At 54.3% G+C, this 24,809-nt stretch carries 20 protein-coding genes; 12 read left to right on the plus strand and 8 right to left on the minus strand.

The window, feature by feature from the left end; translation table 11 throughout:
- Window positions 1-2 precede the first annotated feature (2 nt).
- The 10 genes from zipA to SIL79_RS14295 all read left to right on the plus strand — a co-directional run bounded on the left by zipA (window position 3) and on the right by SIL79_RS14295 (window position 12,156).
- Window positions 3-974 (plus strand): cell division protein ZipA, encoded by a 972-nt coding sequence (zipA, locus tag SIL79_RS14250; RefSeq protein ID WP_071475939.1) that lies wholly within the window; start codon window positions 3-5, stop codon window positions 972-974.
- Window positions 975-1,048: 74 nt separating this feature from the next.
- Window positions 1,049-3,055, plus strand: a complete 2,007-nt coding sequence (gene ligA, locus SIL79_RS14255; RefSeq protein WP_319619398.1) for an NAD-dependent DNA ligase LigA — start codon at window positions 1,049-1,051, stop codon at window positions 3,053-3,055.
- 357 nt (window positions 3,056-3,412) lie between these two features.
- On the plus strand, window positions 3,413-3,898 hold the full coding sequence (locus SIL79_RS14260; RefSeq protein WP_101094802.1) for a DUF2919 domain-containing protein: 486 nt from the start codon (window positions 3,413-3,415) through the stop codon (window positions 3,896-3,898).
- A gap of 291 nt (window positions 3,899-4,189) precedes the next feature.
- Window positions 4,190-5,398 (plus strand): HD-GYP domain-containing protein, encoded by a 1,209-nt coding sequence (locus tag SIL79_RS14265; RefSeq protein ID WP_071475937.1) that lies wholly within the window; start codon window positions 4,190-4,192, stop codon window positions 5,396-5,398.
- A 117-nt stretch (window positions 5,399-5,515) separates the two neighbouring features.
- Window positions 5,516-6,337, plus strand: coding sequence for an SDR family oxidoreductase (locus SIL79_RS14270; RefSeq protein ID WP_319619399.1), 822 nt, complete (start codon window positions 5,516-5,518; stop codon window positions 6,335-6,337).
- A 35-nt stretch (window positions 6,338-6,372) separates the two neighbouring features.
- On the plus strand, window positions 6,373-6,993 hold the full coding sequence (locus SIL79_RS14275; protein WP_039032819.1) for a thiol:disulfide interchange protein DsbA/DsbL: 621 nt from the start codon (window positions 6,373-6,375) through the stop codon (window positions 6,991-6,993).
- 413 nt (window positions 6,994-7,406) lie between these two features.
- Window positions 7,407-7,673 (plus strand): DUF4212 domain-containing protein, encoded by a 267-nt coding sequence (locus SIL79_RS14280; RefSeq protein WP_071475935.1) that lies wholly within the window; start codon window positions 7,407-7,409, stop codon window positions 7,671-7,673.
- A gap of 11 nt (window positions 7,674-7,684) precedes the next feature.
- Window positions 7,685-9,418: a sodium:solute symporter family protein gene (locus SIL79_RS14285; protein ID WP_039032821.1), complete on the plus strand. Its 1,734-nt coding sequence runs from the start codon at window positions 7,685-7,687 to the stop codon at window positions 9,416-9,418.
- A 217-nt stretch (window positions 9,419-9,635) separates the two neighbouring features.
- On the plus strand, window positions 9,636-11,483 hold the full coding sequence (locus tag SIL79_RS14290) for a DUF294 nucleotidyltransferase-like domain-containing protein (RefSeq protein WP_162206261.1): 1,848 nt from the start codon (window positions 9,636-9,638) through the stop codon (window positions 11,481-11,483).
- Window position 11,484: 1 nt separating this feature from the next.
- Window positions 11,485-12,156, plus strand: a complete 672-nt coding sequence (locus tag SIL79_RS14295; protein ID WP_039032823.1) for an exonuclease domain-containing protein — start codon at window positions 11,485-11,487, stop codon at window positions 12,154-12,156.
- 168 nt (window positions 12,157-12,324) lie between these two features.
- Here SIL79_RS14295 and SIL79_RS14300 read toward each other — a convergent pair whose 3' ends face one another.
- The 8 genes from SIL79_RS14300 to SIL79_RS14335 all read right to left on the minus strand — a co-directional run bounded on the left by SIL79_RS14300 (window position 12,325) and on the right by SIL79_RS14335 (window position 21,028).
- Window positions 12,325-13,029, minus strand: coding sequence for a DUF3379 domain-containing protein (locus SIL79_RS14300; protein WP_039032824.1), 705 nt, complete (start codon window positions 13,027-13,029; stop codon window positions 12,325-12,327).
- Complete coding sequence (locus SIL79_RS14305; protein WP_101094807.1) at window positions 13,022-13,585, minus strand: sigma-70 family RNA polymerase sigma factor; 564 nt, start codon at window positions 13,583-13,585, stop codon at window positions 13,022-13,024. The genes SIL79_RS14300 and SIL79_RS14305 overlap by 8 nt, the downstream gene beginning before the upstream one ends.
- A gap of 443 nt (window positions 13,586-14,028) precedes the next feature.
- Complete coding sequence (locus SIL79_RS14310) at window positions 14,029-15,648, minus strand: BatD family protein (protein ID WP_319619400.1); 1,620 nt, start codon at window positions 15,646-15,648, stop codon at window positions 14,029-14,031.
- Window positions 15,642-17,648: a vWA domain-containing protein gene (locus SIL79_RS14315; protein WP_319619401.1), complete on the minus strand. Its 2,007-nt coding sequence runs from the start codon at window positions 17,646-17,648 to the stop codon at window positions 15,642-15,644. The genes SIL79_RS14310 and SIL79_RS14315 overlap by 7 nt, the downstream gene beginning before the upstream one ends.
- Complete coding sequence (locus SIL79_RS14320; RefSeq protein ID WP_039032828.1) at window positions 17,645-18,634, minus strand: vWA domain-containing protein; 990 nt, start codon at window positions 18,632-18,634, stop codon at window positions 17,645-17,647. Before SIL79_RS14320 ends, SIL79_RS14315 begins: the two co-directional genes overlap by 4 nt.
- Window positions 18,628-19,131, minus strand: a complete 504-nt coding sequence (locus SIL79_RS14325) for a DUF4381 domain-containing protein (protein WP_052247899.1) — start codon at window positions 19,129-19,131, stop codon at window positions 18,628-18,630. Before SIL79_RS14325 ends, SIL79_RS14320 begins: the two co-directional genes overlap by 7 nt.
- A complete protein-coding gene (locus SIL79_RS14330) occupies window positions 19,128-20,072 on the minus strand; it encodes a DUF58 domain-containing protein (RefSeq protein WP_144128719.1) in 945 nt (314 codons plus the stop codon). The genes SIL79_RS14325 and SIL79_RS14330 overlap by 4 nt, the downstream gene beginning before the upstream one ends.
- Window positions 20,072-21,028, minus strand: a complete 957-nt coding sequence (locus SIL79_RS14335) for an AAA family ATPase (protein WP_028780795.1) — start codon at window positions 21,026-21,028, stop codon at window positions 20,072-20,074. Before SIL79_RS14335 ends, SIL79_RS14330 begins: the two co-directional genes overlap by 1 nt.
- 243 nt (window positions 21,029-21,271) lie before the next feature.
- On the opposite strand from SIL79_RS14335, the gene fadI reads away from it, so the two are divergent.
- Together fadI and fadJ are read left to right on the plus strand one after the other, a co-directional pair.
- On the plus strand, window positions 21,272-22,582 hold the full coding sequence (gene fadI, locus SIL79_RS14340) for an acetyl-CoA C-acyltransferase FadI (RefSeq protein ID WP_044734713.1): 1,311 nt from the start codon (window positions 21,272-21,274) through the stop codon (window positions 22,580-22,582).
- A gap of 6 nt (window positions 22,583-22,588) precedes the next feature.
- Complete coding sequence (gene fadJ / locus SIL79_RS14345; protein ID WP_319619402.1) at window positions 22,589-24,727, plus strand: fatty acid oxidation complex subunit alpha FadJ; 2,139 nt, start codon at window positions 22,589-22,591, stop codon at window positions 24,725-24,727.
- Window positions 24,728-24,809 lie beyond the last annotated feature (82 nt).

The raw sequence follows: 24,809 nt of genomic DNA on the forward strand, positions 1-24,809 counted from the left end.
CAATGGAAGATTTGCAACTGGTATTGTCTGTGTTGGGCGCGATTGCCATTATTGCCGTGCTGGTTCACGGTTTCTGGTCTATCCGCAAACAACAGCCCAAGTCGCTGAAAGAAAATCCGCTGACAGGTTTCTACAAGGACCAGGCCCGGCGTGACAGTGAAGGTTTCGATGCCGATGGAATTGGAGAGGTGAGGGTGCGTAAAGTCTCACCGGATGAAAAGCCACCCAAGCTCAAGAGCAGCAAGTTGCGTAAACCTGGCTTTCAGTCGCCTCAAGCAGATGAGAGCGAAAGTGAACAGGCGTTTTCCCTCTCAGGGGCCAAACCCGAGCCCAGAGTGAACAGCAAGTCACAACGGCAGGAGCCTGTGTTGCATCTCGATGATGACCAAGATACCGCCGAAATGCAGATGGAGTTGGGGCTCGGTGCCGATGCACAGACAGACAATGCCCATTCCACAGTTGAAGCTGAACATCAGGAAAACAGCCAGCCAGAGCCACAACTTGCCACTGAGCAACAGACCCGCGAGCAGGCCAAGGAAGAGTCGCGCCACGATGAGTTGCCCGATCCCACAGATGTTTTGGTTCTGCATGTGGTTGCCAAAGAGGGCGAGAGCCTCAGCGGTGCTGAGCTGCTGCCTTGCCTGTTGGCACTGAACTTCAAGTTCGGTGATATGAATATTTTCCATCGCCATGAAGACAACGCCGGTACGGGGCGGGTGCTGTTTTCCCTGGCCAACATGGTTAAGCCCGGGGTGTTTGACCCGGACAATATGGAGCAGTTCAGCACTCAGGGGGTAGTCCTGTTTATGACCTTGCCTTGTCATGGCGAGCCGCTGATGAACTTTTCCATCATGCTCAACTCCGCCCATCAATTGGCGGATGACCTCGGTGCCGAACTGCTGGACGGCCAGCGTCAGCCATGGCATCAGGATACCAAACAAGCCTACCTGGGCCGTATTCGGGCTCAGGGCTGATATTCATCAGGGAGCCAGTGTGAGTCTCTCTATTCAAGGCCGCCTCTGCGGCCTTTGTTTTGTGCGGAATTTTTATGCAAGCCATTGAAAACGAAATTGATCAGCTGATAAGCGCCATTAATGAGCACAACATTCGCTACTATGTGGATGACAACCCCAGCATTCCCGATGCCGAATATGACCGCCTGATGCAGCGGCTCAAGGCGCTGGAGACCGAGCACCCTGAGTTGCAACGTAGCGACTCGCCAAGCCTCAGAGTCGGTGGGCTGGCGTTGGCCAAGTTTGAACAGGTAACTCACCTCAAACCTATGCTCAGTCTGGACAACGCCTTCAGCGAAGAAGATTTTGCCGCCTTCCATAAGCGGGTGACTGACAGAGTCGGCGAGTTCAGCTATTGCTGCGAGCCCAAGCTCGATGGGCTGGCTGTCAGTATCCTCTATCGCGATGGCGTGCTGGAGCGCGCCGCCACCCGTGGCGATGGCGCGGTCGGCGAAGATATTACCGAAAACGTTCGCACCATTCGGGCGGTGCCGCTGAAACTCAGGGGGGATGACTATCCGCCTCTGTTGGAAGTGCGTGGTGAAGTATTCATGCCCAAGGCGGCCTTCGAGGCACTCAATGAGCGCAACCGGGTCAAGGGAGACAAGCTGTTTGTCAATCCGCGTAATGCCGCCGCCGGCAGTTTGCGGCAGCTGGATTCCAGGATAACCGCCTCTCGGGCACTGGCGTTTTACGCTTATGCATTGGGCGTGGTTGAGCCGGAATCCTTCCCGCTGGCGGACACCCATCTTGGGCAACTGCAGCAGCTTAAAACCTGGGGATTGCCGATCAGCAGTGTAATCCGCCTTGCTAAAGACCTCAGCGAAGTGGATGACTACTACCGGGATATTATGGCGCGCCGCAGTGCTTTGGCCTATGAAATCGATGGTGTGGTATTTAAGGTCAACAGCATAGAAGCGCAGCAGACACTGGGATTTGTCTCCCGTGCACCGCGCTGGGCCATCGCCTATAAGTTTCCGGCCCAGGAAGAGATGACTCTGCTCGAAGGGGTCGACTTTCAGGTAGGCCGCACCGGCGCCGTGACACCGGTTGCCAGGCTTAAGCCTGTGTTTGTCGGTGGGGTGACAGTTTCCAACGCCACTTTGCACAACGCCGACGAAATCGCCCGCCTTGGGGTGAAAGTTGGCGATACCGTGATCATTCGCCGCGCCGGTGATGTAATTCCGCAAGTGGTTGCCGTGGTGCCGGAAAAAAGACCTGAGGATGCCACAGAGATCCGTTTCCCGGAGCAATGCCCGGTTTGTGGCTCTCAGGTGGAACGTCTTGAGGGGGAAGCCGTGGCCCGCTGCACCGGTGGCTTGTTCTGCGAAGCGCAGCGTAAGGAAGCCATCAAACACTTTGCTTCCCGCAAGGCGTTGGATATAGACGGCATGGGCGACAAGATAGTCGAGCAGCTGATCGATAAGGAGCTGGTGGAGAGCCCGGCGGATCTGTTCTCACTTACGGCTTCGGCCCTGACCATGCTGGAGCGGATGGGGCTTAAGTCGGCCACCAATCTGGTGCAGGCCATAGAGGCGGCCAAGCAAACAACCCTGGCCAAGTTTCTCTACGCCTTGGGGATCCGTGAGGTGGGTGAATCCACCGCCGCCAACCTGGCACGGCACTTCAAAGAGCTGGATGCCCTCAAGCAGGCGAGTGTCGAGCAGCTTATCGAAGTGGAAGATGTTGGTGCCATAGTGGCTCAGCATGTGGCGCACTTCTTTGCTCAGCCCCACAACCTTGAAGTTATTGATAAACTGCTGGCCGCCGGGGTGACTTGGCCGGCCATCGAAGCGCCGTCTGAAGACAAGCAACCGCTCAAGGGCCAGACCTGGGTATTGACCGGCACTTTGAGCCAGATGAGCCGCACTGACGCCAAGGCGCAGCTTGAGGCGCTTGGCGCCAAAGTGTCCGGCAGTGTCTCCAAGAAGACAGACTGCGTGGTGGCCGGCGAGGCCGCTGGCTCTAAATTGACCAAGGCCAATGAGCTTGGGGTCAAGGTGTTGGATGAAGCCGGCCTGCTGGCGTTGCTGCAATCCTGAGCTTAATCTATCTGCTTGAGCCCCGGCAGGCAGCGGGGCTTTTTTCTCTTCACTCAGTGGCAACCAATCCGGGGGATATGGGGCTCTTGAGATTGTAGAGTCAAAATAGCCAAACAGCTTGTACCTGGCTTCTATTTATTGCGCCACATAACTTGAATTGTGTTGCCACAGGACCCACCTCATTATTTCGTAAGATGGCTGGCCGAGACTCGCTCTCAGATCGCCTCATTGAGGCTGCTTATGGAAGAGGCGTATCCCGCTGCTTAAAAAAAGAGTCAGTCATACGGGTGAACGCGGTCGGTTATTTTTATCATGGCTATGCCAGGCCTTGCCGGGTGGAGTCACAATGATGGGATTATGTCCTTGCTTAAATTTGAACATGTGCGGTGGCTTGACAATGACGGCCATATTAAGCCGCCATTACTGCTTTACATCATAGTGCTGTTTCTGGCCCGCGGCTGGTGTGTGTTTGTTGCATCCCTGACCCAAGCCAGCGACAGGGCCGCTCTGGTGCGGTTGTTTTATCCGGAAAAGAGTGACTTTCTATCATCTCTGGCCGCCGGCGCCGGCGCCTTGTTGATCTATGGTTTGATCCTGGCCGAGCGAAAACGGGTATTTGAGGCATTGATCCCACTGTTTCGGCAAATTCGCGGGTGGTTGGTGTTGTTGCTGGGGATAGACGGCGTGCTGCTTATTCAGCGTCTTGGTCACAACGATTGGTTGTTTAGCTGGAATCTGGCGTTGGATGCTTTATTGCTGTTCTGGTCCTTGCTCTACCTCGTCAAGTCGGTTCATTTGCGCCATTATCTCAACGACTGGCAAAAACAGGAGAAATTGGAGTGAGATAAGGAGCGATCCAATAAGGCAAGGTCGACAAATTTTTACTATATAAAACAGAGAGTGGCTGGCAGATTTCGGCTTGAAAAGTTATCACTAGCGACTTTTGGGATGAAATCTGAACAGAAAATTGTATGTATGGTGGATTAACGACTAAAACACTGTCAAACAAGCGATTTTTGTCATAAATTTGTCATTTCATTCTTACGTTTGGTTTCCAATGGTCTATAGTTAAGATTCTTGGATTTCATTTTTTAAAACCTTGTTTTATCAAGTTGTTCTCTGGAGAAACTTTGAGTGGCCAAAGCTGAAAGGATCCATCTCCCTCTGTCACGCCTGCAAACCGGCATCACAGTCAAACTGCCGCTGTCCTGGACAGATCATCCTTTTTTGTTCAATCGCATTGAAATCAAAGATGCCGGTCAGATAGAAATGATCCGTAATCTTGGGGTGCCCTATGTCATTTTAATCTCTGACGAAGACCTACTTAATGATGTGATTGAAGAGGAAAACGAGGCGCAGCAAGCAACAGAGCGAACAAAGGACAACCAACCGGATCCCAAAGCCTCTGCCCGCAAGGCGATACGCAAGAGTCAGGGACGCTTTTTGAATGCCATTAATGACTGTCGTACCGTAGTCAGTAAGTTAGTGTCTGATCCTGAAGGCGCCATTCGTGAAGCCTCTGCTTTAGTTGAGCAAATGCTGGACCATCTATTGGAGTCTGGTAATCCCAAGTTGGCCTTGGTGTCCAGTGGTGAAGGGGCTCCCAGCGTGACACAGCACGGGATATCAGTTGCGGTACTGGCCTTGATGATCGGCCATTCACTTGAGTTGTCCAAGGACAAGCTGAGGGATATAGCATTGGGTGCGTTGCTGCATGATATCGGCAAACTCAAGGTGCCAGATGCCATCAGGCGTAAGCGCAATCCCTTGAGTCAGCATGAAAGCAACTTTCTCTCCATGCATCCCAATTTTGGTTATGACATGCTCAAACGCAGTGGCTTGTTTGGTAATGAGGTGTTGCATATTGTGAAGCATCACCATGAGTTTATCGATGGCTCAGGTTATCCCGATAGGCTTAAGCTGGCCAAGCTGCCATTGACCACTCAGATAGTCGCGCTGGCCAATGATTATGACAGTCAATTGGCTCGTCAAGAGATAGTCTCGCCGCAAATTGCTTTGGGATATCTGTTTAAGAATCGGGTTGGCAAGCATCAGGAGCAGCTGATTTCGGCGCTGGTGAAGGTCTTGGGGATTTACCCGCCAGGCACCTTGGTGAGCTTGTCTGATAATAATGTTGGCAAGGTGATGATGACCACATCGGAGGTGCGCCAACCTCAGGTATGGGCTTGTAAAAACGATGGCAGCGAGCCTAAGTTACGTTTTTTGATGGACGAAGAGGTTAGCGTGGAAGCCGTACTCAAGTCTGAAGAGCTGACTGAAGGTGCTTCAAGAACCCTGCAGGCCGGTGCTGGCATCAGTTTCTATTTCAGCGCGTTGGAGTAGCTTGCAACCCACGCTCTCTTGCCGTGAGCGGCCAAACTTTGGCCACTCATATAACCACCTCTGGTTTTTATTCTCATTTGTCTTATGCTTGAGCTCGGTATACAGCGGAGTAGGTCGATGAAACATGTTGCGGTTTGGGGCTGCGGTTGGTTCGGTTTGCCATTGGCAAGGGAACTGGTCACCAGAGGAGTTAAGGTATGCGGCAGTAAGCGTACCGAGGAGGGGGCGGAGCTGTTAAGAAAAGAAGGGATGGATGCCGTGACCCTCAACCTTGCTGAGCCCGCACCTTTACCTTCGTTGCCGGATGACTGTGATGCTCTGGTACTCAATATTCCCCCCGGTCTCAGGCGCGGCGACAATGATTATCTAGCTTCTCTCGAGCGTTTATTGCCAGTGATTGCAGTAAGCGGTATCAAACGTCTGTTGTTTATCAGTAGTTCAGGGGTTTACCCTCAATCCCAAGGTGTAGTCACTGAGGCGACACCTGTTGATGCATCGCCGGACAGTTATTCCGGCACCTTGGCGATGGCTGAGCGGAAGATACTGGCGCTTGCCAGTGAAGGTCTCAAAGTCACTGTCATTCGCTTTGCCGGTTTAGTCGGCCCAGGGCGCCACCCCGGGCGCTTCCTCGCAGGGAAGACCGGGTTGCCCGGCGCAAACGCCGTGGTGAATCTGGTGCATCTCGATGACTGCATAAATGCTTGCCTGCAGTTATTGACCGTCGCTAACCCCGGGGCTATCTATAACCTTTGCACGCCCTGTCATCCAACCAGGAAAGAGTTTTATCCGGCAGCTGCCAAAGCGATCGGTTTGGCGGTGCCCGAATTTGCTACTGATAATGGAACGGGTAAGTGGGTGGATGGTTCTCTCATCTGCCGCGAGCTTGAGTTTGAATACTGTTATCCCGAGGCAGAGAGTCTTATTGCTGCTTGCCAATAAAAAGCGTGACTAAAAAAAGAACATGAGGAAAACCTATGTCTTTGTTATCCAAAATGGTTAGAGTCTTACCTTTGATACTCCTGGCCCTCAGTAGTGTCAGTGTCAGTGCGGCCGATTTTCAGGAAGGGCGAGACTATATCAAGGTGCCTGGGATCCCTGAAGCAAAGAGCGGTATAGTCAGAGAGTTTTTCTCCTATAACTGCCCCCATTGCTACTACAAAGATCCCTTGATGCAGCAGACTGCTGAACTGCTCAAGGGTAAGCTGGATTTTGAGCGCACTCCGGTCGGTGCGGGGCGCCCTTCCTGGATCCTCAGTCAGGAAGCCTATTATCTGGCGCAAAAATTCAGGATTACCAATCAGGTGCACGGCAATATTTTTAACCGGATCCATGAGAAGCATCAGGCCTTCGAACGACCTCAGCAGTTGAAGGACTTCTTTTTGGCGCAGGGGGTCAATGAGCAAGAACTCAACCAGACTTTGGGCTCGGCCGACAGCAAGCTGGCACTGGCCAATTATGATACTCAAACTCAGCTCTCCGGGATCCGGGGAGTGCCTTCTCTCTTGGTCAATGGCAAATATTTGATCACCTCGAAAAGTTCAGACCCCAAGGAACTGGCGGCGCTTATCCTCTACCTGAACCAGGAAGCGCCATAGATACAACACTGTTTTAAATACAATCAAGAGGCCAAAAGGCCTCTTTTTTTATCTCGTTTCTAATGCTTAGAGTTAATTCTGTACGGGTTAGTGGCTGGGTTTGGTTAGCCGTAACTCCATCTTGACCACTTTTCATTAAGGAGATTGGACTCTTGCTTTATTCACTAAATGGGGAATAGAGCAGCTTTTTTATCAAAATATCCTGAAAATCACTTCGACATTGGTCTAATAATTCGTAGCAAATAAACGAGCGTTTAATTGATGATTTTTATCTTAACTTTATGATTGTATTTGCTTTACTTTGATTGTTAATAGTGTGTGAATTTTAGCTTAGACTAAGGTCTTGATTGTAGCGCTCCCGGCGGTTGCTAGATTAACTGTGACTTAATAATTATTACCACAGGGGAGTCGCTATGGGTTTTGAAAACAATGACAAGGCAAAGGGGTACTGGCGCGAAAATTTGCGCTTGGTACTGGGACTGCTGGCCATCTGGTTTGCTGTTTCCTACGGTTGTGGGATTTTACTGGTGGACGTTCTCAATGAAATTCATTTTATGGGATTCAAGCTTGGCTTCTGGTTCGCCCAGCAAGGTTCCATGTATGTGTTCGTAGTGCTGATTTTCATTTATGCGGCCAAAGCGAATGCCTTAGATAAAAAATATAACGTACACGAAGACTAAGGAGCGGGCCGATGGATGTTCAAACACTAACATTTTTAATTGTGGGGCTCTCGTTTGCCCTTTATATCGGGATTGCCATCTGGTCAAGAGCCGGTTCTACCAAAGATTTTTATGTTGCAGGTGGTGGGGTGCACCCTGTGATGAATGGGATGGCGACGGCGGCAGACTGGATGTCGGCAGCTTCCTTTATCTCGCTGGCAGGTATCGTCTCCTTCGTGGGGTTTGACGGCAGCGTGTACCTGATGGGCTGGACCGGCGGCTATGTGTTGCTGGCTTTGTGTATGGCACCTTACCTTCGTAAGTTCGGCAAGTTTACTGTGCCTGACTTTATTGGTGAGCGTTATTACTCCCAGGCGGCTCGAGTAGTGGCTGTGATCTGTGCCATTTTCATCTGTTTTACCTATATTGCCGGACAAATGCGTGGTGTTGGTGTGGTGTTCTCTCGCTTCCTGGAAGTGGATGTCGATACCGGGGTGTATATAGGTATGGCAGTAGTGTTCTTCTACGCGGTACTCGGAGGCATGAAGGGGATCACCTACACTCAGGTGGCGCAATACTGTGTGCTGATCTTCGCTTTTATGGTTCCGGCCATCTTTATCTCTGTGATGATGACAGGTCATGTCATTCCGCAAATCGGTTTTGGCGCTGAGCTGATAGATGCCGCCGGGAATGATACCGGGGTGTATCTGTTGCAAAAGCTCGACGGCCTGCAAACCCAGCTGGGGTTCTCTGAATATACCGAAGGCGCTAAAAGCACCATAGATGTATTTGCTATCACGGCAGCGCTTATGGTGGGGACTGCCGGTTTGCCCCACGTGATTGTGCGCTTTTTTACCGTACCCAAGGTAAAAGATGCCCGTATTAGCGCCGGTTGGGCACTGGTATTTATTTCCATCATGTATACCACTGTGCCGGCCTTGTCAGCATTCTCCCGGGTAAACATGATAGAAACCATCAATGGCCCTGAATCTACCGGTGTCGCCTATGAGTCTGCGCCGCAGTGGATTAAAAACTGGGAAAGTACCGGGCTTATCAAGTGGAACGATAAGAACGGCGACGGCAAGATGTACTATGCCAAGGGTAACCTCACCGACGACAGCAATAATGAAATGGATATCGACCGCGATATCATGGTGCTGGCGACCCCTGAAATCGCCGATCTGCCGGCTTGGGTGATTGCCTTGGTGGCGGCCGGTGGTCTGGCGGCAGCGCTGTCTACTTCTGCGGGCTTGTTGCTGGTGATCTCAACTTCGGTATCCCATGACTTATTGAAGAAAAACTTAATGCCGGACATTTCAGACAAGAAGGAGCTGTTCTATGCGCGAACCGCGGCGGCTGTAGGCGTTGTTATCGCAGGCTACTTCGGGATCAACCCACCCGGTTTTGTGGCGGCAGTGGTGGCTTTGGCATTCGGGTTGGCGGCATCGTCACTGTTCCCGGCAATTGTGATGGGGATTTTCTCCAAGTCGATGAACAAGGAAGGGGCCATTGCCGGTATGGTGATGGGGCTTGGTTTTACTGCGGGCTATATCATCTACTTCAAGTTTATCAATCCGGCTGGCAATAATGCCGATAACTGGTTGTTTGGTATTTCGCCGGAAGGTATCGGCATGGTTGGCATGATAATCAACTTTGTTGTAGCGATTATCGTTGCCAAGATGACAGCCGCTGTTCCTGAACATGTGCAGGAAATGGTTGAGTCTATTCGCTTCCCTAAAGGGGCAGGCACGGCGCAGGATCATTGATCTGCAGTCGCATAAATAGAAGATCCCCCGCTTAGCCGGGGGATTTTTTATCAATCTCGCTTGGGTTGGATGCTCACCTTGCTATTTTTCTTTGGTTTGGGCTTTCTGTTTCGGGCCTCCTGTTTCAGAGCCGGCGATATTCGACTAAAGCCAGATAGTCAGTACTCTTCAGAGTGGGCAATACTGTGATGAGTCAATTCAACTTTAAAGGCCGCCCATGGATGAGAGTGAACTGCTGCCCATTCGCAACTTTCTGCAACAGACGGTTCCTTTCGATGAACTGCCGCAACCCATGCTGGAGCAATGTTGCCGCGCCATCAGCATAGGGTATTACAGCAAGTCGATGAAAGCCGTGCCGCTGGATTCAGCCAATCCCATGCTCTATATCGTTCGCAGTGGCGCCTTTGAAGTACGTGATGCCGAGGACGAACTACTTGACCGCCTGGGAGAGGGCGATTATTTCGGCTTTCCCTCTCTGCTGTCGGGTGAAGAGAGTTGTAACAAGGTACTGATCCTTGAAGATGGCTTGGTCTATCATGTGCCGCCGGCGCTGTTTGATACTCTGCGTCTGGAATGCCGCAGCTTCGATCGTTTTTTTAACCGAGCCTATGCCAAGAGGTTGCGTCATCAAGGGCGTTTTCGGGCCAGGGATCTGACCACTACCAGCCGGATCAGCACTCTGATGACCCATGAGCCCATTGGCGTCGATCACCGCTTTTCCATCACAGACGCGGCCAAGCTGATGCGGAAGCACAGGGTGTCGTCTGTACTGGTACTGGATAATCACAAACTGGTGGGGATACTCACCGACAGGGACCTGCGTAATCGGGTGCTGGCCGAGGGGCTTACCGGCAATGAAGCCGTGTTTCAGGCCATGACAGGTCAGCCTGTGCATATAGAGGCTCAGGCTTTGGTATTTGAAGCCATGCTGCTGATGAGCGAGCACAACATTCACCATCTGCCTGTCATGGAGCAAGGGCAGCCGGTGGGGATGATCACCAGTACAGACATATTGCGCAGTCAGGCATCCCAACCTTTGCTGCTGATTGGCGAGATAGAACGGCAAAAAGATTTACAAAGCCTCATCAGTGTCAGTCGGCAGATCCCACTTTTGCTGCAAAATCTTATCAGCGCCGATGCCCGCGCCGAGGAGATTGGCCGGGTACTGACCTCAGTTACCGATGCGCTTACCCGCAGGCTTATCCAGCTCAATCAGGCGCTGCTTGGGGAGGCGCCGATGGCGTTTTGTTGGTTGGCATTTGGCTCACAGGGACGGCAGGATCAGGCCGCCTGCTCGGATCAGGACAATGGTTTATTGCTGGCCGAAGAGCCGGATGAGCATGCCAGAGGTTACTTTCAGGCCTTGGCAAAGGGGGTGTGCGCCGGGCTCAATGAATGCGGTTATGTATACTGCCCCGGGGATATCATGGCGCAAAACCCCAACTGGTGTTTGTCGCTGGCAAGCTGGCAGCAGAAGTTCGCCTCCTGGGTTAACACCCCTGAGCCCAAGGCCTTGATGCATGCCAGCATCTTTTTTGATATGCGCTCCGTATATGGGCCGGACAGCCTGTTTGCTGCGCTGCAGGACAAGGTGCTGGCGCAGACCAAAGATAACGATATCTTTCTGGCGGCCTTGACCGGCAACGCCTTAAGTGAGTCGCCGCCATTGGGGTTCTTCCGTAAATTCGTGCTTGACAGGGATGGCAGTGAGATCAAGGGGATGGACCTTAAACACAGGGGCAGCGCCCTTATCAATGATATCGCCCGGGTATATGCCCTGGCCGCCGGCGTTAAAGAGGTTAATACCGCCAAACGGATCCGCGCCTTGATGGAGAGCAAGCTGTTGAGCCGCAAAGATGCCCTCAATCTTGCCGATGCCCATGAATTTATTGCCCATATGCGGCTGGCCAATCAGGGGCGTCAGTTTGACCAGGGCCAGAAGATAAGCAATTTTCTGATGCCGCAGGCACTCTCTTCGCTGATGCGCCACCAACTCAGGGATGCCTTCAAAGTGGTGCATGATGCCCAGGCGGCGCTGAAACTCAAATTTACCCGGAGTTTCTAGGATGCATTTGCTGCATAGAACCCGTCTGGCCTGGCATTGCTGGCAGGCAAGAGAGCCACTCAAGTCTTTTTATCAGGCCTTGAGCCTTGTGTTATCCAAGCCTGTGGCAGAGGCACCCCTGATGGCGCTGGACCTGGAAATGACCGGCCTTAAGCCGGGTTGCGATCAGATCCTCTCCATAGGTGTGGTGCCGATCAACAAAGGCAGACTGGAGCTCAGCGGCGCGCGCCACAAATTGGTGAGTATTGACGGCAGTGTCGGTCAGAGCGCCACGATTCACGGCATTATGGATCGCCATCTTGAACAGGGGGCGCTGGCGCCCGAACAGCTCTTGCCTTGGCTGCTACGGCAAAGTCAGGGGCGCATTTTACTGATGCATCATGCTCCGTTGGACTGCGCTTTTCTCAGCAGGCTTTGTCAGCAGGCGTATGGTACTAAGCTGCATCTTCCTGTGATAGATACGCTATTGTTGGAAAAGACGCGCCTGCAGCGACAGCAGGAGGTGTTGTCAAGCGGTAGTCTGCGCCTCGGTGCCTGTCGCAGCCGCTATCATTTGCCGCCGTACTCGGCCCACAACGCGCTGACCGATGCGCTGGCTTGTGGCGAGCTGTTTCTGGCTCAAAGTAGTGATGCCGCCAAAGAGCCCGTGGCCGATTTCCTATCCTGGATATGACAAGGTACTGAAAAATTATATTAAAAAACTGCATTTAAGACCGAGGATTAAGTCGGTTTAATCCGATAAACTTTTCAAGGCCAACCTTCCCCAAGGCTTTTCATGCTTACCTATGAGTCAACTACTAGGCAATACTGCCTCATATTTGGTACTGCAAAGCCTGATTCTTCAAATAAAGCTCTGTTTTATTTCTTCTTTAACAGCGTCCAGGTCTTGAGGATATTCGGCTACCAACACCAGGTAAGCTGAGTCGGTTTTTATCGCCTCTCCCCGGTATTCGCTATCGGCAAAGGCTTCGGCCAGCATCACCCTGTGTTCAGGGGGCACAATAAACACTGTTACCTTGCCTTGTTCACCGGCCAATACCAGGTGAATACTCTCAATTCCCTGAAAATCGCAGAAAGTGCTGTAAAACACCCTTCCTGGTTGGCTGTTGAATCTGGCATTGCCCAATCCCTTAAGTGATGCCAGTTCGGCATTGATCGCTTGATAAGAGATATCGGCATTACTGGTCATGGCCATGGTTTCATGGCGCACATGGGCAAGTGCGTGTTGTCCTAAGTCCACCGGTCCCTGACGCCAGAGACTGAAACTGACTCCGGCAACAAATGCGATGGATGCGGCCATTGCCAGCATCCAGCCTGTACGTTTGCGTTGATGATGGTGCACGGCCAACTGTTGTTTCAGCAGCAGTTTTTCGCTCAGGTCTTCGGCCACAGGAATTCTGAGCGCCTGACTTATCTTGCCATCGAGTGCCTTGAGTTCGGCGACAAACGCCTGATTGTCTTCGTTTTGGCTTAAGGCCTCGAGAAACTCGGGATCCTGATTATTGGGGTCGCCATAGGCCTGGCGGCGAAACTTCAGCTCATCCATTGGATTGACCTCTGACCTTGGAGTGTTCCAGTGCTTCTTTTAACTGATTTCTGGCCCGAAACAAGCGGGTCATGACAGTATTTCGGTTTAGATCCAGTAATTGGGCAATTTCATCGCCACTGAATCCGGCTATCAGCTGTAATAACAAAGGCTCCCGATACTCGGGCTCCAATTGGGCTATTTGACGCCTGAGCAGGTAGTGATCGGCATGTTCTTCCTGGCTCTGGGAACCGGGATCCTGCCAATGCTCTTCGCCGATATCGGCATAATCAAACTGCTTACGCTCAAAGCGGCGGGCATTTTCCCGCCGTAAAATAGTGATTAACCACGCCTTGGCCGCCTTGTCATCTTTCAATGAATCCAGCGAGCGCCAGGCCCGGAGAAACGTTTCCTGGGTAATATCTTCGGCTATATGGCGATCGCCGCAAAGCCAGAAGGCGTAGCGGTAGATATCGGCATGCAGCGCCCTGACCAGGCTATCGTAACGTCTTTGTTTATTCAGCATGTCAGAAATGACCGCATCATCAGACTTTTTCTTTCGCCAGCTATCGAACATTTTCATGCTTGTTTTATTTTTGTCATCATTAAGCTTAATGGCGTTGCAGGTGTTCTGGCAAATGGCGGTGGCATAAAGTGTGTCTAAACCATGAATTGGACTGGGTTTTGCAATATTAACGGATAAAACTCTAAGGCTATTAACGATATTTTTTGTTCATCTCGCAACTTTTTGATGACAATCGCGAGGCCGATAGCATGACTATGGTGCTAGTTTATGTTGCAACTCCATTGTTATCTTTAACGAATGCTCAATAGCGGACGAATGAGCTGATATTAATGGATAAGCATCTCCTCCAATGGGTATGCCGCCTAACCATAACATTAGCCATAACTTTAGCTATAACCATGGCGCGGATTCGCGGCGGTGGATCAGACACTGAAGTTCATTGGGATTACCCCGGGCTTAACAAGCTAGTAGCTTGATGAGCCCGGGGCCTGCTGTTAAGGGTTTAGCTGCGCCAGCGCCGAGGCCGAATCAGCCGCCTTGGAGTATTGGCTCTGGAAGCGTTCAAAGGCTTGCAGCAGCGCCGGGAAATACTGAGCGGGATCGCTGCCTTGTCTGCCATAGCGACTGGCCTGAATTTTGGCGACCACGACGGCCAACTCAGGTGCCAGTTTAGGCAGTTCATCGAGTGTGACGCTATGGCCCGTGATATCACTGAGTTCCTGTAGCAATGCCTTGAATACCCGGCTCAAGTCCCCTTGCTGACAAGCCTGAGCCAACCCCGGCCTGGTTTCGCTTGTTTGAGCTTGCGCCACTGTTGCCGGAGCGGCTATCGCTTGTTGTTTGCGCGCCTTTAGCCACAACACACAGGTGGCCAGCCACAGCAACGCAAACAGAGCGGTCAACCAAGGCCAGAAGCCGGCACTGAGGTTTGATTCTTCCTGCGGCGGGTTGATGACGGGCTGCGGCATATCGGCGGCGGGGGCCACCTGGATAGTGCGCGCCGGCAGCAGGGCAAACTCCTGCTGCTTTAAATGCGGATTCCACCAAGGCACCTTGATCTCCGGCAGGGTATAACTCCCCGGTTTGGAGGGCACTATGGCAATGGTTTGGGTCAGTTGAGACACAAGTTGATTGTCGCGAATAAAGGTCTTGCGCTGCGCCTTTTCCGGATAGCTCTTGAGATTGTCCGGCAAGCTCAGTTTAAGCTCCGGCAGGCTGGTTTCATCGGCATTGGATGCCAGCAGTGTCAGGTTGCGGGTAATAGGGCGACCCACTTCAAAAGTCTGCTTGTCGTCCCATTCCTCTTTGAGCATCACCAGATCCGATACCAGCCAGTCGCCGTGATATTCGGCCGGGATCGGCTTGATGCTGACCAGCATGCTGTCACTCTGGGCCTGCATGGGGCGACTTTCCTGAAAGGCGAACATGCCGCGTCTTGGGGTATCGACCAGCACATCGCCAGAGAAGTTGGCACCGGAAATCGCCAGCTCGCCGGGTTCATCGGCTATGATGCCGTAGCTGCGCTCTATCACCCGAAAACGGCGGCCGTTGACTATTTCACTGCTTTCTTTATCCTCGCCGAGCTGTTTTATCTGGGCGCCGCTGATAGAGGGGGCCGACAACACTCCACGCTGCAGCTCAACGGCCAGAAAGAGTTTTACCTTGTAGGTGAGCAACTGGCCGACATAGGCCTCCTTGGCCGAGATACTGGTACGCAGGAACAGGTTTTTTTGCGCCTCCGGGCGGCTACCGGCCGGCATCACCTTCAATTCGATGGCATCGCTGCTGACGCCATCGATACTCAGGGCCGGAATAGTGACCTGACCTGTGGTTTTGGGGGCCAGCATCACTTGCCAGCGGGTTTCCTTGCGGGCATCAAAATTGATGATCTGGGTACTGCGACTGACGCTGGTGCGGCCGACGATAAAGTCTTTCAACAGGGCCGAGGTGTCCAGTGCCTGGGCTTCGAGTTCATCATCTGCCACCACGGACAGCATAAAGTACTCGCTCTCGGTCACGGGATTGCGATCGACCGAGGCCTGAAGCTGTGTCAGTGCCAGTGCCTTGAGCGGCAGCAGGCACAGAAGCAATAGAGGAATAAGTCTAGTTACCACTGTTCATTGTCCTTGGGTGTCTCGCCGCGCTGGCGGCGTTTTTGATACTCGAGTTGCATCTTGTTGCGCAGCAAAGTGGCCGGGTCATCCACCAATGCCTTCAGCGCCCGCTCCATTTCGGGGGGCAGGGGCTCGGTGTCATCGAGTGACGAGGCGGCAACTTGTGCCTTAACCTGATCATCGCTTTGCTCATCGTTTGGCCCCTGTTGTTGTTCGGCAAGACTCGCCGAGTTGGCCTTGTCGGCATCAGACTCAGAGCCATCCTGCTTAGCTGCACCGTTTTGACCTGCAGCTGTGCTTGACTCATTTTGCGGCTCTTGCTCTTGTGGCAATGAAGCCTGCATCTCAGGCTCAGAGCCTGCGCCGGTGTTATCCTCGGCATTTTGCTGCGAGTCGGCAGTGGAAGGAGCGCTATTCTCTTTGTTAGCGTCTTTATCTGAGCCCTGGTCCGAGTCCTTGCTTGAGCCTTGGTCGGCTTGGCTGTCTTGACCTTGCTCTTTGCTTGGATTTTGGCCCTGGCTGTTGTCACCCTGGGCGCTGTCCTGACTGCCCTGACTCTGATCCTTGCCGGACTGAGAACTCTGTTGTTGATCCTGCTGGCTTTGATCCTCTTGCTTATCCTGGCTCTGTTGATCTTGTTGCTGCTCTCGCTGCTTTAGCAAGGATTCCGCCAACGCCTTATTGTCAATGGCATCCTGCATATCGGGCACTTGTGTCAGGGCGTCACTGTAGCGCTTGATGGCTTCTTCATATTGGCCAAGCTGCATCAGGGCATTGCCTTGGTTGTATAAGCCTGTGGCACTGCCATCTTGCTCGAAGGCTTGCAGCGCACCCTGATAATCGCCGCTGCGGTAGCGGGCGCTGCCTTGCCAGGCGGGGTCAACAAACTTGTCGGCGGCAGTGGCAAAATCCTCTTGCTTGAATGCCTGCATACCCTGTTGATCCCGGGTTTGCCAAAGGTCATCCCAGCCGCTTGCCTGGCTAGATGGGCTGACAAGCAGGCCAAGGCTCAAGGGCAGCAATAGCACCGGCAGGCCGCTGCGAAAGCTTAAAAGCAGCGGCAACAACAGCAAGAATGCCAGATAGGGGCCAAGGTCGACCCAGGTATCGCCGGCAAGATCTGTTTCTGTGGCATCCGAGCTGGTGGCGAGCCACTGCACCAGCGTTTGCAGATCCTTGCCGTCGTTGCTGTAGGGCACCAAAATGCCGTTCCCGGCACTCGCCAGCTCGCTGAGCATGCCAAAGTCGGTGGCCGGTACTACCACTTCATTTCGGCTGTCCTTGAGCAGTTGCCCATCCGGCAGCCTTATCGGTGCACCCTGGGATGAACCTATCGCCAGAATGCCCAAGCGGTAGTGACTGCCCTCAATCGCCTGTCTGGCGGCGTTGAGCTGACGGCTGCCGACGCCATCTGTTATCAAGATGATATCGCCCTGCAGGTGGCCGCCCTGGCTGAGCAGCTCCTTGGCTTTCTCCAGCGCCGCGGTTAAATTGGAGCCGCGCACTGGCATGATGGCCGGGCTCAGGGTTGGCAACAGATTGAGCAGGGTGTTGCGATCCCGGGTCAAGGGGCTGATGATAAAGGCATCACCCGCGTAGGCCAGCAGCGCGGTTTCCCCCTCATTGAGTTGCCCCAGCAGATCCGTGGCGCGGAACCTGGCCTGGGTCAAACGGTTGGGGGCGGCGTCTGTGGCATACATGGACAAAGACATATCCATCACCAGCACCCTTCCTGTGCTGCTGGCAAATACCGGCAGGGGTTTCTTGTAGAGCGCCGGGCCGCTTAAGGCCAGTACCGCCACCAACCAGGCCAGACCAAGCCAGGGCAGGCGGTTTTGGCGACTTTTGCTGCCTTGGGTCAACAGCAGTGGCGCCAGATGCGGCGCAATATAACGATCCCAGTCAGATTGGCCCGTTTGACGGCGACTTTGCAGCACTAACAGCAATGCCAGTGGCACTAAGGCCCACAGCCATTCGGGACGGATAAAGTGCAAACTCATGATTTCCTCCCCCAAGGCCTTGGCCAGACGCTGAGCAACAGGCTTTGCAGCTGCAGCAGTACGCTCAGTGCCAGCGCAAGTCCCAGCGGCCAGTAAAACAGCTCGGATTGCGGCCGGTAACTGAGGGCGTCACGGCTGACGGGCTCCAGCTTGTCGATTTCCTGATAGATCTGTTCCAGTTCTTCGGTATTCCGGGCACGGAAATAGCGCCCCTTGGTGGCATCGCTTATCCGTTGCAGCTGGGCTTCATCCAGATCCATCGAGGGGTTGACCCGCTCACGGCCAAACAGGGTGCGACGTTCCATCACATCGGCGCCCACACCTATGGTGTAGATGGTGATGCCGCGCTTGGCGGCAATGGCGGCGGCCTGATCCGGCACTATGCTACCGGCATTGTTGGAGCCATCGGTCAAGAGCACCAACACCCGGTTGCTGTCTTTGACCTTATCGAAGCGTTTTACCGCCAGGGCAATGGCATCGCCAATGGCGGTCTGTTTGCCCACCAGGCCGATTTGGGCTTCCTTGAGATACTGAGCCACAGAGCGTCTGTCCTGAGTCAGTGGCGCCTGCAGGTAGGCGGCATCGGCAAACAATATCAGGCCGATACGATCGCCGGCGCGGCGCTCGATAAAGTCGCTGACCACTTTCTGGATCAGGGTGAATCTGTCTACCGCTTTGCCATCGAGCACCATGTCTTCAATCTGCATACTGCCGGAGAGATCCACCGCCAGCATCAGATCCCGCCCTTCGGTAGGCAGCTCTATGGGATCGCCAAGCCACTGTGGCCGGGCGATGGCCAAAAGCAACAGGCACCACAGCAGCCAGAGACTCAAGGGCGCTCTGCGTTTGCTTTGTTGCTGCTCGCGGGCATGGGCATCGACGCCGGGCAGTTGCAGTTGACCACCGCTGTTGACGGCGGGGCGATAGGCAAGCAGCAGCGGCAATGGAATAAGCAGCAGTAACCAGGGCCAATGGAGGGTCAGCATCTTGGTTTACCTCCCTTGGCAAAGTGTTTCGGTGCGCACTTGAGCCAGCAAACACAAAGCGCCCGCAACTCGGCAGGGGCTGCGCTCGGTTGACCACTGTATTGATTTTCGAGCAAAGAGGCGAAGCGCCCACGCAGCTTGGCTGGCAGTGCGTTATCCAGATACTCGGCCCAGGGTTTACCGCTGAGTCCGGCCACCTGGGCACGCTCACCATAGCTGATGGCGGTGCGTTTCAATAATGCACTCATCTTGGATAGCAGCTCCGGGTCCTGGTCCTGCAACTGCATCAGTTCAGTCATGGCGGCTTGAGCCACCGCCTTGTGAGCCTTGGCTGTCTGCAGGCGCCGATAGCCAAAGAATGCCGCGGCGCCAAGCAGTAACAAGGCCAGCAGCATCAGCAGCCAAATACCGGGAGCCGGAGGCCAAAAGGGCACCTCGGCCGGTAGTTGAATATCCTTGAGCGCACTCAGCGCCGGATTGGCTTGATTGGGATTCATCTTAACAGTGTCAATTGTTGATTGAGGCGCCGGCCGGCATCCAGAGTGCGAACCGGGACCTTGAGTTGTTGCATCAGGGTATCAAACTGCGCCAGGTTGGCGCGCTGACGACCGAGCCAGGCATCATAACCGCTGCGATCCAGGATCAGGCTGCGGCCCGACTCCCGTACCGGCAGGGCAAACTGCCGCGGCAGCTCGAGTGTGCCTTGGCGCATGGGATCTGTTACCACAAAGGCCGCCAGCTCGCAGTGGCGTTTGAGTTCCGACAGCGCCTGCTGACATTCGCTGCCAAAACCGTTGCCGTCTGTGATTATCCAGATAAGGGAGCCGGGTTTGGCCAGTCGTGCCAGACGCTGACAGGCCTGGAGCATTAACGCCTGACCATCTTCATGGGGGCTGTCCAGCGCTTCGAGCTGCGACTTGTGTACCGCCACCAGCGCCGATATCAGTGCCAGGATCCCCTGGTTGCGTGCTCTTGGCTTAAGCTCTCTGTGGGCGCTATCGCCCACCACCAGCGCGCCGAGACGGTCGCCCTGCATGATGGCATTCCAGCCCAAGGTCGCCGCCAGATGCGCCGCCTGTACCGACTGTAATAATAGCTGGGAGCCGAAATAGAGGCTGTGCTTCATATCCACCAACAGCAGAATAGGGCGCTCACGCTCCTCGACAAACAGCTTGGTATGCGCCTTGCCGGTGCGGGCTGTGACCCGCCAATCTATGGTGCGGACATCATCACCCTGTTGATAGTGGCGCACTTCGGCAAATTCCATGCCGCGGCCCTTGACCAGGCTGGCCCTGTGACCGGCCATGGCCGCGCGGGCTTTTCCCTGCCTGTCACCCAGAGCGCGGGCGATATTCTGGCAGGCAAGCAGCTCGGCCTCACACAGGTGGAGGCCGTCGGCAAACAGTGGCAGTGAAGAGTCTGTTGTTGCGGCTTTCATCAGGGAACGGCCACCTGATTGAGCACATGGTCAATCACCTGATCGCGGCTGACCCCTTCGGCCTGCGCCTGATAACTCAGCAGCAAGCGGTGGCGCAGTACATTGGGCACCACGGCTTGAATATCTTCAGGGGAGACAAAGTCACGTTCATATAACCAGGCGCGGGCGCGGGCGCAGCGCTCGATGGATTGGGTCGCCCGCGGGCTGACGCCGTATTCCAGCCACTTGGCCAACTGGTCGCTGTAGCGCTGAGGCTGACGGGTCGCCATCACCAAGTCAACAATATAACGCTCCAGCGGCTCGGCCAGATACAGCTCCAGCGCCTGCTCCCGGGCGAGGAATACTTCCTGCTGGCCTATGGGAGTGACTTTCTCCATGCCGTGGGTCTTGGCTTCGCTGCGGGACAAACGCAGGATCTCAAGCTCAGTGTCTGCTTCCGGGTAATCCAGGTTCAGGTGCATCAGGAAGCGGTCAAGCTGGGCTTCCGGTAGCGGGTAGGTGCCCTCGTTTTCCAGCGGGTTTTGGGTCGCCATCACTAAAAACAGCGGCGGTAACTTGTAGGAGTGCTTGCCCACTGTCACCTGGCCTTCGGCCATGGCTTCCAAAAGGGCCGACTGCACCTTGGCCGGGGCACGGTTGATTTCATCCGCCAGAATAAGGTTGTGAAATATCGGCCCCGCCTCAAATTCAAAGGTCGCGGTTTGGGCGCGATAGATGTCGGTGCCGGTCAAATCGGCCGGCAGCAGGTCCGGGGTAAACTGAATGCGATGAAAGTCGCCTTCAATGCCATCACACAGCGCTTTAACGGCCCGGGTCTTGGCCAGCCCCGGTGGTCCTTCCACTAACAGGTGGCCATCGGCTATCAGAGCGATAAGCAGGTTTTCGGTCAAAATTGGCTGACCTATGATCACTTGATCCAGATAGGTCCGCAGTGCATGAAATCGACTCAAAGGCATGATGCTACTCGTTTTATTTTAAGGCCCAACTATAGACAGCGGTTATGGTAAAGAATTCCCTGCGCCCTTGGCTAGTGTTAAAAAAACAAACAAGTGTTTAAAACCGGCCAACAAGAAGTTAGAATCAGATCACACTTTTAATGGTCAGACCTGTTTAGGGCAGTACGGGTCTCTTATGGAAAAACAATAAAGCGCAGTGTCAAGGCCATTTTCGGCGTGCGCTGCTTAATAAGAGGGTGACAAATGAGTGACAGACAACAGGTAACCAATGCCAGGGGCGAGCGGATTGCCATAGTGGCCGGTCTGCGTACCCCGTTTGCCAAACAGGCGACGGCGTTTCACGGCGTGTCGGCGCTGGATATGGGCAAGATGGTGGTCAATGAGCTGCTCAGTCGCAGTGAATTGGACCCCAAGCTGATTGAGCAGCTTGTCTACGGCCAGGTTGTACAGATGCCGGCAGCGCCCAATATTGCCCGTGAAATTGTCCTGGGTACCGGCATGAATTTGCACACAGATGCCTATAGTGTTACCCGTGCCTGTGCCACCAGTTTTCAGTCCACTGTCAATATTGCCGAGTCGATCATGACGGGCAATATCGAAATAGGCATAGCCGGGGGCTCGGATTCCTCCTCTGTGCTGCCTATCGGGGTGTCCCGCAAGTTGGCCCATGCCTTGGTCGATCTCAATAAGGCCCGTACCCTGGGACAGAAGTGGAACATAGTTCGCCGTCTGGGGTTTAAAGATCTCTTGCCTGTGCCGCCTGCTGTGGCCGAATATTCCACCGGCCTGTCCATGGGGCAAACCGCCGAGCAGATGGCCAAGAGCCACGGCATCAGCCGCGCCGATCAGGACGCGCTGGCCCACCGCTCTCATACCCTGGCGAGCCAGAGCTGGAACGAAGGCAAGCTCAAGGATGAAGTCATGGTGGCTCATGTGCCGCCCTACAAAAGTTTTATCGAGCGTGACAACAATATCCGCGACAACTCGTCCCTTGAGTCTTACGCCAAACTCAGACCCGTATTCGACCGCAAGCACGGCAGTGTCACCGCCGCCAACAGTACCCCGTTGACCGATGGCGCCTCGGCGGTGATCCTGATGAGTGAAGGCCGAGCCAAGGCACTGGGTTACACCCCCATTGGCTATATCAAGAGCTATGCTTTCAGCGCCATAGATGTCTGGCAAGACATGCTGATGGGGCCATCCTACGCCACGCCACTGGCGCTGAAACGCGCCGGTATGCAGCTCGAAGATCTGACCCTGATAGAGATGCACGAAGCCTTTGCCGCCCAGACTTTGGCCAATATGAAGATGTTTGCCTCGAAGAAGTTTGCCGAGGAAAAACTCGGTCAGAGCCGCGCCATTGGTGAAATCGATATGAGCAAGTTCAACGTGCTCGGCGGCTCGCTGGCCTATGGCCATCCGTTTGCGGCCACGGGCACTCGCTTGATCACCCAAGTGTGTAATGAACTGAAGCGCCGCGGTGGCGGTACGGGTCTGACAACCGCCTGTGCGGCCGGTGGTCTGGGTGTGGCAATGATAGTGGAAGTGGAGTAATTGCAGATGGAAAACAGCAACAAGAGTTTTAGCCTCAGCCGCCGCGACGACGGCATTGCCATTCTTTCCATGGATGTACCCGGCGAAAGCATGAATACCCTCAAGGCCGAATTCGGCCCTGAGATCAGCGCCTTGCTGAGCGAAATCAAAGCGGACAGCAGTATCAAGGGCTTGGTGATCATTTCAGGCAAGCCAGACTCCTTCGTGGCCGGCGCCGATATCTCCATGCTCGATGCCTGTCAAAGCGCCGCCGATGCCCGCGAGCTGTCGAGCTCAGGGCATAAGGTGTTTGCCGAACTGGAAGGGCTGAAAATTCCTGTAGTCGCAGCCATTCACGGCGCTTGTCTCGGTGGCGGCCTCGAGCTGGCACTGGCTTGCCATCTGCGGGTGTGCAGTGACGACAAGAAAACCATGTTGGGGGTGCCGGAAGTTCAGCTCGGTCTGCTGCCGGGCGGTGGTGGAACCCAGCGTCTGCCACGCCTGGTGGGGATCACCACAGCGCTGGATATGATGCTTACCGGTAAACGGGTTCGCCCCAAGCAGGCGCTGAAGATGGGGCTGGTGGACGATGTGGTGCCCAAGTCGATTCTGCTGGAGGCGGCGGTTGAACTGGCATTGGCCGGCAAAGCCAAGCGCGGTAAAGGCAAAAATAATAAACCTATGATGAACAAGCTGCTCGAAAGCAACGGCTTTGGGCAGAAAATCATCTTTGATCAGGCCCGTAAACAGGTTGCCAGAAAAACCCAGGGTAACTATCCGGCGCCGGACAAGATCATCGACTGTGTGCGAGTGGGGATGAGCCAGGGGATAGAGGCAGGTTTGGCCACAGAGGCGCGCCATTTCGGCGAGCTGGTGATGACACCCGAGTCGGCGGCGCTGCGCTCCATCTTCTTTGCCACCACAGAAATGAAAAAGGAAACCGGCGCCGAAGGTGCTGAGCCGAGTCCGGTTCACAAGGCCGTAGTGCTCGGCGGAGGCCTGATGGGCGGCGGTATCGCCTCAGTGACCACTACCAAGGCCAAAATCCCGGTGCGGGTCAAGGATATCAGTGAGCAGGGACTCAGCAATGCGCTGGGCTATGCCTATAAGTTGCTGGATAAGGGCGTCAAGCGTCGGCATATGACCCCGGCGGTGCGCGATAAGCAGATGGCCTTGATGACGACGACTACAGACTATGTTGGGGTCAAGGATGCCGACATAGTGGTCGAGGCGGTATTTGAGGATCTCAATCTCAAGCATCAAATGGTGCGGGATATCGAGCGCGAATGCGGTGAACACACTATTTTTGCTTCCAACACCTCGTCGCTGCCCATAGGTCAGATTGCCGAAGCCGCCGCCAGACCGGAAAACGTCATCGGCCTGCATTACTTCTCGCCGGTAGAGAAGATGCCGTTGGTGGAAGTGATTGCCCACGATAAAACCTCGCCCCAGACGATAGCCACCACAGTGGCCTTTGCCCGCAAACAGGGCAAGACACCGATAGTGGTGAAAGATGGCGCCGGTTTCTATGTTAACCGTATTCTGGCGCTCTATATGAATGAAGCGGCGCAGCTGCTGCTCGAGGGCAACAGTGTCGAGAGCCTGGATAAGGCGCTGGTGAAGTTTGGTTTCCCGGTCGGCCCTATCACTCTGCTCGATGAAGTGGGTATCGATGTGGGCGCCAAGATTTCGCCGATACTCGAAAAAGAGTTGGGTGAGCGTTTCGCTGCCCCCTCTGCCTTCGATAAGCTGCTCGCCGATGACCGCAAGGGGCGCAAGAATGCCAAGGGCTTCTATCTCTACGGTCCTAAAGCCGGCAAGAAGAAGGAAGTGGACAAGAGCGTTTATCAAGTGCTGGGGATAGCGCCGGGTGTTGGTGCCGAAAATGCCAACCTGGCAGAGCGCTGTGTGGTGCAGATGCTCAATGAAGCGGTGCGGTGTCTGGAAGAGGGCATCATAGCCTCTGCCCGCGATGGTGATATTGGCGCCATCTTCGGCATTGGTTTCCCGCCTTTCCTCGGTGGGCCTTTCCACTATATAGACACCATGGGCGCCGATCAGTTGCTGGCCAAGCTGGAACGCTTCCAGAGCCGCTTTGGTGACAGATTCGCCCCGAGCGAATTGCTCAAGACCATGGCCGTAGAAGGGCGACGCTTCTTCGACTGACACTGATTGGAATGGCTGTTCTTCAAATAGCCTTTGAGTAACAGCCTTTGAATAACAGTGCAGCTTTAGTGTAAAAGCGGCC

The organism is Shewanella indica (assembly GCF_033842865.1).
GTDB classification, from domain to species: domain Bacteria; phylum Pseudomonadota; class Gammaproteobacteria; order Enterobacterales; family Shewanellaceae; genus Shewanella; species Shewanella indica.

Excerpts from the sequence above, each read along its gene's own strand:
- zipA (WP_071475939.1), top strand. The coding sequence starts at position 3 with ATGGAAGATTTGCAACTGGTATTGTCTGTGTTGGGCGCGATTGCCATT.
- ligA (WP_319619398.1), top strand. The coding sequence starts at position 1,049 with ATGCAAGCCATTGAAAACGAAATTGATCAGCTGATAAGCGCCATTAAT.
- SIL79_RS14260 (WP_101094802.1), top strand. The coding sequence starts at position 3,413 with ATGTCCTTGCTTAAATTTGAACATGTGCGGTGGCTTGACAATGACGGC.
- SIL79_RS14270 (WP_319619399.1), top strand. The coding sequence starts at position 5,516 with ATGAAACATGTTGCGGTTTGGGGCTGCGGTTGGTTCGGTTTGCCATTG.
- SIL79_RS14275 (WP_039032819.1), top strand. The coding sequence starts at position 6,373 with ATGTCTTTGTTATCCAAAATGGTTAGAGTCTTACCTTTGATACTCCTG.
- SIL79_RS14280 (WP_071475935.1), top strand. The coding sequence starts at position 7,407 with ATGGGTTTTGAAAACAATGACAAGGCAAAGGGGTACTGGCGCGAAAAT.
- SIL79_RS14285 (WP_039032821.1), top strand. The coding sequence starts at position 7,685 with ATGGATGTTCAAACACTAACATTTTTAATTGTGGGGCTCTCGTTTGCC.
- SIL79_RS14290 (WP_162206261.1), top strand. The coding sequence starts at position 9,636 with ATGGATGAGAGTGAACTGCTGCCCATTCGCAACTTTCTGCAACAGACG.
- SIL79_RS14295 (WP_039032823.1), top strand. The coding sequence starts at position 11,485 with ATGCATTTGCTGCATAGAACCCGTCTGGCCTGGCATTGCTGGCAGGCA.
- SIL79_RS14300 (WP_039032824.1), bottom strand. The coding sequence starts at position 13,029 with ATGGATGAGCTGAAGTTTCGCCGCCAGGCCTATGGCGACCCCAATAAT.
- SIL79_RS14305 (WP_101094807.1), bottom strand. The coding sequence starts at position 13,585 with ATGTTCGATAGCTGGCGAAAGAAAAAGTCTGATGATGCGGTCATTTCT.
- SIL79_RS14315 (WP_319619401.1), bottom strand. The coding sequence starts at position 17,648 with ATGAGTTTGCACTTTATCCGTCCCGAATGGCTGTGGGCCTTAGTGCCA.
- SIL79_RS14320 (WP_039032828.1), bottom strand. The coding sequence starts at position 18,634 with ATGCTGACCCTCCATTGGCCCTGGTTACTGCTGCTTATTCCATTGCCG.
- SIL79_RS14325 (WP_052247899.1), bottom strand. The coding sequence starts at position 19,131 with ATGAATCCCAATCAAGCCAATCCGGCGCTGAGTGCGCTCAAGGATATT.
- SIL79_RS14330 (WP_144128719.1), bottom strand. The coding sequence starts at position 20,072 with ATGAAAGCCGCAACAACAGACTCTTCACTGCCACTGTTTGCCGACGGC.
- SIL79_RS14335 (WP_028780795.1), bottom strand. The coding sequence starts at position 21,028 with ATGCCTTTGAGTCGATTTCATGCACTGCGGACCTATCTGGATCAAGTG.
- fadI (WP_044734713.1), top strand. The coding sequence starts at position 21,272 with ATGAGTGACAGACAACAGGTAACCAATGCCAGGGGCGAGCGGATTGCC.
- fadJ (WP_319619402.1), top strand. The coding sequence starts at position 22,589 with ATGGAAAACAGCAACAAGAGTTTTAGCCTCAGCCGCCGCGACGACGGC.